General features: G+C 44.4%; 7 protein-coding genes. All 7 read right to left on the bottom strand.

The window, feature by feature from the left end; genetic code table 11:
• Positions 1-20 precede the first annotated feature (20 nt).
• The 7 genes from ACFQ21_RS30485 to ACFQ21_RS30455 all read right to left on the bottom strand — a co-directional run bounded on the left by ACFQ21_RS30485 (position 21) and on the right by ACFQ21_RS30455 (position 11,652).
• On the bottom strand, positions 21-1,070 hold the full coding sequence (locus ACFQ21_RS30485) for a FecR family protein (RefSeq protein ID WP_377586646.1): 1,050 nt from the start codon (positions 1,068-1,070) through the stop codon (positions 21-23).
• Positions 1,071-1,198: 128 nt separating this feature from the next.
• Complete coding sequence (locus ACFQ21_RS30480; RefSeq protein WP_377586644.1) at positions 1,199-1,780, bottom strand: RNA polymerase sigma-70 factor; 582 nt, start codon at positions 1,778-1,780, stop codon at positions 1,199-1,201.
• A gap of 243 nt (positions 1,781-2,023) precedes the next feature.
• The gene (locus tag ACFQ21_RS30475) at positions 2,024-3,712 is read right to left on the bottom strand and encodes a RagB/SusD family nutrient uptake outer membrane protein (RefSeq protein ID WP_377586642.1); all 1,689 of its coding nucleotides are present in this window, start codon (positions 3,710-3,712) and stop codon (positions 2,024-2,026) included.
• 31 nt (positions 3,713-3,743) lie between these two features.
• A complete protein-coding gene (locus ACFQ21_RS30470; RefSeq protein ID WP_377586640.1) occupies positions 3,744-7,013 on the bottom strand; it encodes a SusC/RagA family TonB-linked outer membrane protein in 3,270 nt (1,089 codons plus the stop codon).
• A 230-nt stretch (positions 7,014-7,243) separates the two neighbouring features.
• Positions 7,244-8,260, bottom strand: coding sequence for a FecR family protein (locus ACFQ21_RS30465; protein WP_377586638.1), 1,017 nt, complete (start codon positions 8,258-8,260; stop codon positions 7,244-7,246).
• Positions 8,261-8,343: 83 nt separating this feature from the next.
• On the bottom strand, positions 8,344-8,925 hold the full coding sequence (locus tag ACFQ21_RS30460) for an RNA polymerase sigma factor (RefSeq protein ID WP_377586636.1): 582 nt from the start codon (positions 8,923-8,925) through the stop codon (positions 8,344-8,346).
• Between the two features lie 255 nt (positions 8,926-9,180).
• On the bottom strand, positions 9,181-11,652 hold the full coding sequence (locus tag ACFQ21_RS30455) for an ABC transporter permease (protein WP_377586634.1): 2,472 nt from the start codon (positions 11,650-11,652) through the stop codon (positions 9,181-9,183).
• Positions 11,653-11,663: the final 11 nt, after the last annotated feature.

Below are 11,663 nucleotides of genomic sequence, written 5' to 3'. Positions count from 1 at the left end.
ATTTGGTTAAGTGGTTGTATTCAATTAACACACCCCGCTCCATCGAGGTATATAATGTTATCGTTCAGTTCATACGTTGCTTCAATCGAACGGCTTAGCATCTCCAGTATATCTGCCAGGTTCTGATTGGTAAAGTCTGCACGTATTAAACAGTTATTCAGGTTTGTATTCCGCACCTGTATTGAGACATTGAATTTCTTTTCCAGCATGCGCAGTACACGCTCTACCGGTACGTTATCATATTCGATGGTTGTTAGCTGCCACATCGATAACTCCGGCAATTGAAGCGGTGCTTCCTTGAGCAAACGGTTTTCTGATTTTACATAGGTAACACGTTCGTTCGGTGTGAGGAATACTTCTTCGGGACTATCCGGTACAGCCGGTGCATCGGTGGGATTCATTTGGACAGCGACCTTCCCGCTCATGACGGATACTTCTATTGTAGAAGCATTGTTATAGGCTTTTATATTGAAGCTTGTGCCGAGTACTTTGGTAATTACGTTACCGGTAGTAACGATAAAGGGGCGCTGCTCATCGCGCGCCACATCAAAGAATGCTTCACCCTTTAACTGAATGGTACGCGATGCTTCGTTAAATATATCAGGATATTCTATACTGCTGTTGGGCTTGAGCCATACAATGGTACCGTCCGATAAATCCTGGCGAAGTATAGATTGTGTTGTATTGCTAAGCGCGGTAATACTGGTGCGCTTAGGCACTGGGGCCGTTGCCTGCAGGTTGTTCTTATTTTTATTATAGAGTATACCTACACCGGCTGCCACCAGCAACGTAACCGCGGCTGCCACTTTATAGAGTGTAGAAGCAACAGACCTATATTTACTCTGCTTTTTTCCGTTGGCGATGGATTGCCCGGCTGCAGCCAGGTTATCGCGAATCTGCAACAGCATCTTTTGCTTTAGCTGCTCGCGTTGCTCCAGATCCAGGAGCCTGCCATCATCATCTGCCGACTCATCAAAGGAAGTATACCAGTCGTTTACGAGCTCGTTCTCCTCAGGCGTGCATTTTCCCTGCAGGTATTTCTGCAAAAGTTCGGGCGTAATTCTTTTCATGGGTTCAGGGTGTTACCAAAACGATTTATAGTTTCAATCGTTTTAATCGGCCTCTTACTAGATAGTCAGGCAGACGGAAGCACTCCCCTATAGCACCTGAAAAAAAATTTTGAAAGTACGGTTGATGATCAGAATAACCCCATGGAAGAGAGCACGAGCACAACCAGTTGCTTGATATTCATTTTCAATACACGGAGTGCTTTTCCTAATTGATGTTCCACCGTCTTTTCGGATATACCCAATTGCGAAGCGATCTGCTTCATGGTAAGATTCTCCTGACGACTCAGTTTAAATACCTGCTGGCATTTGGGTGGAAGCTTGCTGATTTCTTTCTCTACCGAAACATGCAGGTCGTTTACAAGCACAAGTTCTTCGGTGGAGTTATCTATTTCAGATTGTGTTCTTAATTGCAGATCAACGTACTGCTTGCGTATACCTTCATGGTGCAGGTGGTTGATGACTTTATACTTAACAGCTGTGAAAAGATAGGCAGACAATGATTTAATATGCACCAGATCGCGGTTTATCCAGAGACTGGTAAATATATCCTGTACAAATTCTTCAGCTGCTTCGCGCGACTGAATACGCTTGTAAGCCGTAGCATATAATTTATACCAGTAGCGATTATAAATTTCTTCGAACGCAGCGATGTCCTGCTGCTTCAGTAAGTCGATAAGATCTTGGTCAGAATAATTTTTGAGTTTATTCATGAGGAATCTAGGTCTAGGGGTCCAGGACATCAAATCAACAATCGTGAAACAAATTACAACGCTTTAACGGTATCTTCTACACTTTTCGTCTAAAAATATGCATTGTAAACGGTTGAAATTCACGATTCCGTGCTCCGCACGAAAAAAAAGAAGCCGCTCCATTGCTGGAAGCGGCTTCACAACTAACCCAATTCACTTACCTATGTGAGAGAGCTCTATAAATTGTATACTATATATATATACCTAGTTTGCTCCGTTCGGCTTTAACAACGGGTTGGCATTTATAGCCTGGTTCGGTATCGGGAAGATCGATTTATCGGCACCATCGGCAGGCTTGTCCCACCACTCGGCACCGAAACGGTTCCAGCGGATGAGGTCGGTTCTGCGGTGACGCTCGCCTATAAATTCCCTTCCGAGCTCGTCTATAAATTCATCGTCGGTTAACCTGGCCAGATCAGCTTCGTAGCTTTGATCGTCCCAGTCGTCAGCATCGAAATTTCTTTCACGCACTGCATCCAGTAATATAGCAGCACCGGCTTTATCGCCTGCTCTATATTTACACTCGGCCAATGAATAGTATATTTCAGCAAGTCTGATCTCTGGCGCAGCATTGAACTGAAATAAGTTCTGCGACATGGGCAACCACGGAAATTTGAGCAGACGTACTCCGGAGTTTTCTTCACCCGTATTTACGTGTGAACCTTCCGCCCAGCGACCATTTGGTTTTTCGGAGAAACGACCAACCTGATCGACAAACTTCAACGGCTGACCATTCCACTCTTCTGTACCTTTTACAGTTTTCGTGCTGTCGTATCCATAGCCTTTTACTTTGTCGAATTCATACATCTGCCCAATCAGGAAGAAGCCTTCGTACTCACCACCGGTTGCTGTTGTATGGAACGGCTGCTTGCGTTTGTCGGTATCCGCAAATTTCTCGTACGGTTTACCCAATGCGTAAGGAAGCTCATCGCCTTCGAGATCAAGCGAAGGTGTTAAATGTATACCATTCCATCCACCCCAGTCATTGTCCAATGAATAGCGTGCCTGGTAGTGCATCATGGCGTTATACATCCAACCGAACTCATATATATTCTTCGCGTGCGGAAACTCGAATATATTCTCCGGAGATTTATATCCTTTCACACCCGAACGGAATGGGCCTTTGTAATCAGGATCGATGGAGTATGTACCATACTCTCCATCAATGATAGCCTGTGCATACTCAGCGCACTCGGTATATTTAGCAGTACCTACCCACTTCTCTGCATTGAGGTATAAACGCACGAGCAAAGAAGCTGCTCCGCCCTGGTCCCAACGACCTGAACGCGCATTCTTCGGAAGACCCGGTAAAGATTCCTTGATCTCTTTCTCGATGTAGGCAAATACTTCTTCCGGTGTTGATTGAGCTTTGATGGTCTCTACATCTTCAACGATCGGTACACTGCGGAAGAAATCGATCAGGAAAAAATAGAACCAAGCACGCAGTGTTCTGATCTCTGCGATATGCTGAGCTTTCTCGGTCTCGGTTAATCCCAGTGTAGGGTAATCGAGTTTTTGCAGATCGCGAAGCAATATGTTACACTGTCCTATACCTTGATATGGTCCTGTCCAGCTTCCGTAAATTTGCCCCTGATCCTGGTTCCATGCGTGGTTGTGCAGACGTATCCAATTACCATCATCATATCCGTGTTTTCCTTTTTGTGTCCATACGAACTGATCGGCTGTTAACTCCTGCAGCAACCAGCGGTCGCCATCCCATCCACACCAGTGTCCATGCTCGTATGGACGAACCAGGGCAGCGATAACCGAGTTCTTGTCCTGGTAGTATACATCTGCAGGCAATACATCAAATGCTTCTTCATCCAGGTTTGTACATGACGATGCTACTACTACTGTAATAAGCAACGTATAGCGCAATATATTTTTCATCATACTTTTCATAAATAGATTTATAGGATCGTACTTAGAAACCAACCTGCACACCCAGTGCGAAGTTGCGTACAACAGGGTATACGTTAAGACTGCCCATACCTGGCTCCAGACCGGTTACACCAATGGCGGCAGGATCAAGTCCTGTGAAACCAGATAATGTAAACACGTTGCGCACAGTACCGTATATACGGAGGCTGCTGATTTTACCCTGTCCTACACGAGGAGACCAACCAAGTGTAATGTTCTCCAGTCGGAAGTAATCGCCATCCTCGAGGAAGTAATCAGTAATTACTTTTCCGCTGGTGATGTGTCCGTTGCGACCATAAGCATCTTCCAGCAGGTTTACGTTTGGCTCAGCCTGCAAACCATAGTACATCTGGTATAGATTCATGATCTGGTAATCGAAACGGCCGCGGAAGAAGAGCGACAGATCAAATCGTTTATAGCTGAAGGTATTACCGAATGATAATTCATAGCGTGGCATACCATGACCGATATAGGTCTTATCGCGGTTTGCATCAGCTTGTGTAGAAGCTACAATCGCTTCACCACCAACTTCTGCATTTTTCCAGATGAGTATTTTTCCATCTTCATCCACACCGGCATATTTATACCCCCAGAAACTTCCGATCTCGGTTCCTTCTTCGAGACGGTATGCAGGACCAGGGTTACCCGGTGAAGGAAGATCGCCCATATAGCGGAAGTCTGCCTTGAACTTGTCATCTCCGAATTTATCCATACGCGACTTGGTATAGGATCCGGTAAGATTTATAGTATAACTGAAGTCATTTGACTTGATGGCATTCCATGCTAATGTCAATTCAACACCGCGCGCACTCTGCGTACCTACGTTTACAAACATACGGTCATGCAGGTATGGAGGTACAGGCACGAGGTAGTCGTTGATCAGATCACTTCCTTTACGAATGAAGCCATCGATGCTACCGCTTACGCGACTATCAAATAAGGCGAAGTCAAGACCTACGTTGTAAGAGATCTGTTTTTCCCAGCGAAGGTCAGGGTTGTAGTTGTTACCCGGACCATATACCTGTATCCACTGGCCCTCATCGTTTTGATAGCGACCGTAGCCTTGATACTTAGCCATAGAAGTATAGCGATCGAAACCAGCACGACCGGTTACACCATACGACACGCGTAACTTCAGATCGTTGATGATGTCTACATCCTGTACAGCAGGCAACGAAGATATGCGCCATGCAGCTGATACAGCAGGGAACAATCCCCATTTATTATTCGGACCGAACTTGGTATTACCTTCGTAGCGGAACGATCCCATTAAATAGTAGCGATCATCGTAGCTATAGGTAAGACGTCCTAAAAAGGCAATTGTTTTTTCCTTGCTTCTCCAGGAGTCCATCACATCCGACATGTTGATGGCAAGTCCGTTACCATAGTTACCTGCGCTGATGTTGTTATAGCTATATGCATCCGAAGGGAAACGTCTGTTCTGTAACCAGTGTCCTTCGTTGTTGAATTCCTGGTAAGAATAACCTCCCAGTACTTTTATATCATGGCGATCGATGGTGGTGTTATAGTTACCGATCCACTCCAATGTATAGTCTGTCCAGCGTTCGTCTTGTAAACGTGCGCGACCAGTAAAGCCACCGTTGATTGACTCCGAAGATTTACCGCTATAGTATTCCTTCAGCAACATGTCTTGCGCCTGGCGAGCGAGTTTTACTTCGGTGCTCAGGTTCTTCAGTAAATTCAGCTTTACATTGAAGTCAAATATAGAGTAAACGCGTTCAGCTCTAATGTCTCTAGTCTTTAGTGCCTGTACCGGGTTATATGTATCATACCCTTGCAGGTTGTTATAGAAGCCCGGGTTGTTCGGATCCATTACCGGAATGGTAGGATTCAGTTTTACTGCCTGCTGGAACGCTCCGTAGTTGTTTACCGGATTTCCGAAATCTGTACCAAGCAAATCTTCATTAGCAACACGGTATGATATATTTCCACCGAGTTCCAGGAAACCATCGAGTGCGCGCTGTACAAAGTTTGTACGCAAGCCATACTCCTTTCTTCCGGATGCTATATCTATACCATCTTTTGTACGATAGTTTGTAGAGATACGGAGTGTCGTATTTTCATTACCGCCGGATACTGCGAGGAAGTGGTTCTGTCCGATGTTATTGTCGCGAATCAATTCATCATACCAGTCTGTGCGTGCACCGCGATCTGTATCACGGCCGCGTTCCAGGAACTCATCCGCTGAAAGTATATTGGGTCTTGCAGCAACAGCATCGTGTTCAATATAGCTGTCGTACGTAATGGATACTTTACCGGCTTTACCTTTTTTAGTTTGCACCAATATAACACCGTTGGCACCGCGTGATCCGTAGATCGCTGCAGCGGCTCCGTCTTTCAATACAGTAATTGATTCTATATCCTGCTGCGCTACATTTCGAAGATCGCCACCCGGCATACCATCGATAATGATCAGCGGAGCGTTACCGGCTTTGAATGACGATGCACCGCGGATTTGTACATCGGTACCACGGTTCGGATCTCCGGCTGCAGGGTTTGAGACCGTAAGACCTGCTACTTTACCATCGATCATCTGCAGCGGGCTGTTAAACGCACCTTGCAGCATTTCTTTATTTCCTACAGAAACAACAGCACTGGTAAGTTCCCGTTTCTCTTCCGTACCATAACCCACTACTACAATTTCATCGAGTGTCTGCGTGTCTGCGTTCAAGGTTATATCAACTGCAGTGCGACCGGCAACAGCAACTTCCTGTGTTGCATACCCGATAAAGGAAAATACAACAGTAGGGTTATCGCTTATCAGATCGAGTGAATATTTACCATCAGCATCGGTAGTAGTTCCGTTGGATGTACCTTTTTCCAACACGTTTACTCCGGGCAATGGCTGTCCTGTTTCATCTTTTACAGTACCGGTTATCTGTATAGCGATGATGCTATAGTTTTTGGTTTCTGTACGCAACGGCTCTTCTTCGGGGGCAACTTCGGTCAATACAATTTGTTTACCGATCACTGCATACTCCACCGAGCGGTGAAATACTTTCGTTAATATTTCTTCCAAAGGTGTATCTGCAACGTTGAGCGTTACATTTTCAATACTCTTTAAAAGGCGTGGGCGATAGGTGAATTTTACACCGGCTTCGGATTCAATCGTTGCAAGAACTGATTTTACTTTTGCATTTTCTACCCGGATGGTCACCTTACGTTTTAAAACTTCCTGACCACTTGTATCGACCGCATAACCGAACATGATCGTTGCGCAACTGATCATCATATGGATTACGGTGATTTTCATAAAGAATAGGAATGCTTTTCTAAAAGGTTTAGGTTTATTATTCATACCTTAGAATGTTTTTGTTTGACAATAGGCAAAAACTAGATGGTGCGCAGGTTTGTCCTGCGCATGCGTGACGGGCTGATGATGGTACCAGCATCATTAGCCCATTTTTTTTTGTTAGTGGGGTTAGTTAGACTTCTATTGCATAGTAAGAGGGTTTAGTTTAACATCTTTTACAAGGCTTAATTTCATTGACATCCTTTACCGGTTATAGTAATGGTTGTATCCTGAATTTTATATTCAGCTCCGATAGCTTTGCAGATAATTTCAATTCGTTGATATAGTCCTTCGTCTGACATAGACGTAGTGAGAAAACACTCTGAAAGAATGTCTTCATCATAGATTATCTCTACACCATAGTTCTCTTCCAATACTTCAAAAATTTTGGACACGGGTGTAGCATCATACTTCATTTCAAAAAGTGTAGGCTTCTCCAGCACAATGCGTGGCACATCCACCAGTTTCTTTGTTACTTTATTGATGGCGCGATTATAGACGGCCTCCTGATTGGGCGTAAGTATAACTTCCTGCGTGGTATGTTTTTTCTGAATTACTTCAGGGTTGGTAGAAACAGAAACTTTACCGGTCATTACCGCTACGGTGGTTTGCTTGGCATCTTTGTATGCTTTTACTGTAAAACTTGTGCCCAGCACTTTGGTGATTACTTCATTGGCATATACCAGGAACGGTCGTAACGTATCGCGCTTTACATGAAAGAAGGCTTCACCGGTAAGGTATACTTCGCGTTTGTTATTGGTAAATTCAGAGGCTACGCGAAGCTCGCTGCCGGGCTCCAATGTTACTTCACTCCCATCGGTAAGTGTTACCCGGTGAGGTATATTTGTTTTGTTCTCGATGAGTTGTATACCGGTATATTTCTGACCGAAATTGTTAATGGCCACCGACTCTTCTGCCGGAGTAAATCCGTAGTTAGCAAAGTATAGCACGGCTCCCGTTGCCATCAACAGCAGTATAGCAGCTGCCACACGCCAGGTATAATAAAATGATGATTTTTTTGTACGTTTTAACTTCACCTGCAGGCTTGCCCACAATCGTGCCTCCGTGGCTTCGCTGCTTTCATCAGCCGCTTCGGGGTGCGATGCCTGGACAGTATCATACCACTTCAGTATAAATTCTTCTTCCTGCGGTGTACATTCACCGCGAGTATACCGCGCCAAAAGCTTGCTGAATTCTTCCTGTGTCATAAAATAATACTGTAAAGACACAGTTGTCCTCAATCATCCTAAATCGTTACCGAAGATTTTTTAAAATATTTTATGAAGCGTGCCTACATCCCCATAAACAGCGCCAGGCAGAGTATAAAATCCTTGAGCTGAATGCGTAATTCTTTCAAAGATTTAGTGAGATGATATTGAATAGCTTTCTCGGATAACTTAAGCCGGTTGGCAATTTCGGAAGTAGAGCGACCTTCCATGCGACTAAGTCTGAACACTTGTTGTGATTTTTTAGGAAGCTTGCTTACTGCATTTTCCATCGCTTCCGACAGATCGGTATAGATCACCGTGTTCTCCGTGTCTTCTTTCTGCTGCGGTATAAAATTCTTATAGTAGTCCCAATATTTCCGCTGTGTTACCTTCTGACGAATATGATTGATGACGCGGTTGCGTACGGCTGTTTGCAAATAGAAAGAGAGATTGGTGATAAGAAATGAATCGCGCTTCTCCCACAGCGTTGAAAATATACTCTGCACAATCTCTTCTGCTTCCTCGCGCGATTGAATTTTAGCGAAGGCCTGATTATACAATGGACGCCAATGCTTCTTGAAGATTACTTCAAAAGCTTCTTCACTGCCGAGGCGTAAACCCTGCAGCATTTGCTCTTCGGTTGTATAGAGGTTTAGGTGCGACATTCCATCAACTCCATACAATTTTAAATAAATTTTGATACAATCGTTTTCGAGCACGGAAAATTTTTAGGAGAGATTGGTCCGCACAGCACACACGGTGCCTGAAAATCAGTCAACTAACAATCATCATACGTTACAACAATTATCTCAATTATATACGCTCACGTGTCCAAATCAAACAAGTGTCATTATGACCTTATTGAAATATACTATATATAAAAACCGTGTTGGTGGACTATATACTATAGTGTTATGCCATCACTCACTTCGCAACGAGTTCACGGGGTTAGCACGCGCGGCTTTCCATGTCTCGTAACCAACCGTTAGCAACGTGATGGCTAGCAGCCCTACAAGACTTAGTAAGAAAATCAGCGGACTGATCACCGAGCGATATGCAAAGTCATTCAACCAGCGATCTGCCAGGAAGTATGCTACAGGAATGGCAATGATCGCTGCTATGAGAAATATCTTCATGAAGATCCATACAAACATAACAACTACCTGTTGCACGGCTGCACCCAATACTTTTCGTATACCCACTTCTTTTGTTTTCTGCTCAGCGGTATAGGAAGCAAGTCCAAATACGCCCAGTGCTGTAATGATGATCGCCAGCACAGCAAAACTTTTCGCAAGCGATGATACTCTTCGCTCTGCCAGGTACATTCGGTTAAACTCATCGCTTAAAAACCAGTAGTCAAAACCTACACCGGGAAAAATCTCTTTCCATTTTTTTTCGATCGATCGGATTTTCTCCTGGAAATTTCCCGGAGGTAATTTTATATAGGCAATGCGATCAATAAAGTGTACATGCGGATTTAACACCAACGGTTCGATGGCCTGGTGCATGGAGCGGAATGGAAAATCTTTTACAACACCAATCACTTTGAAAGAACGGTTGCCCGCGTTATTGTTGTCGTTCACTTCAATTACGGAGGTGCCGAGTAATTTTTCGATGGGTTGCTTCAGTGCTTTTACAGCAGCTTCGTTCAGGATCAATGCATTCGAGTCTGCCAGATTACCTGTCTCAAAATCGCGACCCGCTATAAATTCAAGCTGGTATGTTTTGGCAAAATCAAACTCAACGTTAAGTTGATTCCACTGGAAATTTTTATCTTCTATCTGCGGGAACTTGAGTGTTGTTCCGATCCAGCCAAAGTAATTGAGTCGAGGTAAATGATTGGCCATCGTTACATGCTCTATATCTTTGTCCTGTAATACCAGTTGCTTGAACGCCTCAAACTTGTTCTGCGGTGCTGTGCCGCCATAGCGTATCGATAGTAACTGACTGCCCTGCTCATTGAGTTTGGTATGCTGCATGTGCTCCATCTGCCGGATAACCACAAAGGTTGAGATGATCAATACCAACGAGACAGTATACTGAATGGTAACAAGTCCTTTCCGGAATAACTCTGCTCCTATACCTTTCACTACTTTACCTTTCAATACCTCCACCGGCTTGAATGCAGATAAATACAGAGCCGGGTAACTTCCCGAGACAAACGCCATGAACAGTACAATGGCGACAACGATCAACAACATATAGGGATTGAGCAACGAAGCGATGGTAAATGATTTATGTGCGAGTTGATTGAAGGGTTGCAGAAATATAATCACCAAAAGCAGCGCGAGTATAAATGCACCGAACGTCATCAACACCGATTCACTGAAAAACTGCCACGCTATTTCCCTGCGCTTACTGCCCAACGATTTACGAAGTCCTACTTCTTTCGCCCTGCGTGTCGAACGGGCCGTTGCCAGGTTCATATAGTTTATACACGCAATGATGAGAATAAGTATAGCTACCGAACTGAAGATCGCCAGATATTTCTTATCACCCCGTATACCATTCTCCCATAAATTTTTCTGATCAAAATGCAGTGCCGACATTTTCGCCAGGAATGGTTTCAACTTCCAGCCACCGGCAACAAAACCGGAATCCGCCTGCGCCATCTGGTTCGCCCACTGCTGCAAATCTTTCTCCAGCGGTGCTATATCTGCGTTGTGTTTAAGAACAATATAGCTTTCAAAGAATTCGCTATCCCGAAATGTGGTTCCCTCCATATAGGCATCAAAATTCGGACGCACATTTCGCAGGGCATTCACGTTTAATATATAGTTCGGCTTAAAGTGTGAGTTGGAAGGAAAGTCTTTATATATACCTGTAACCACCACATCAATCGCTTTACCATCGGTAGCCCAGTTGTGTTTTACGGTTACAACCTCTCCGATCGGGTCTGCGGTATCAAATAATTTACGCGCACCCGTTTCGCTAACCACCAGCGTATTATAGTTCTCAAACATTTTCTCCCGGCTTCCCTGCAGCATTTCAAATGCCAGTACTTTATCAAAGCCGGGTTCTGCCCAACGCACTTCTTCCGTAAGTATAATTTTATCGTTTGCCTTGTGATGAAAGGAAGTCGGGTAACCTATATAATCGATGCGTACGCCCTGTATAACTTCACTGCGCGTTTCCTTCAGTTGCTTTATCCAATAACCGGGTGCCACGGTATTATCAAACTCCTGTCCATCGGCATTGGTAAATGTACACCCGATACGATAGGTATCGGCAGCATACGGATGCATGGTGTCATACTGTAACTCGTCACTGATATATAGGAATATAAGAATGGCGCAGGCGAGACCAAGTGCAAGTCCAAACATGTTTAAGGCAGCAAAAAGCTTTTGTCGCTTAAAATTGCGGAGGGCGATGAGCAGATAATTCCGGATCATAGCGGTGGGGG

It is taken from the genome of Ohtaekwangia kribbensis, from assembly GCF_042676245.1.
Lineage (GTDB): Bacteria > Bacteroidota > Bacteroidia > Cytophagales > Cyclobacteriaceae > Ohtaekwangia > Ohtaekwangia kribbensis.
Note: the sequence above shows the minus strand (reverse complement) of the source record. Positions and strands in the feature narration are given on the sequence as shown.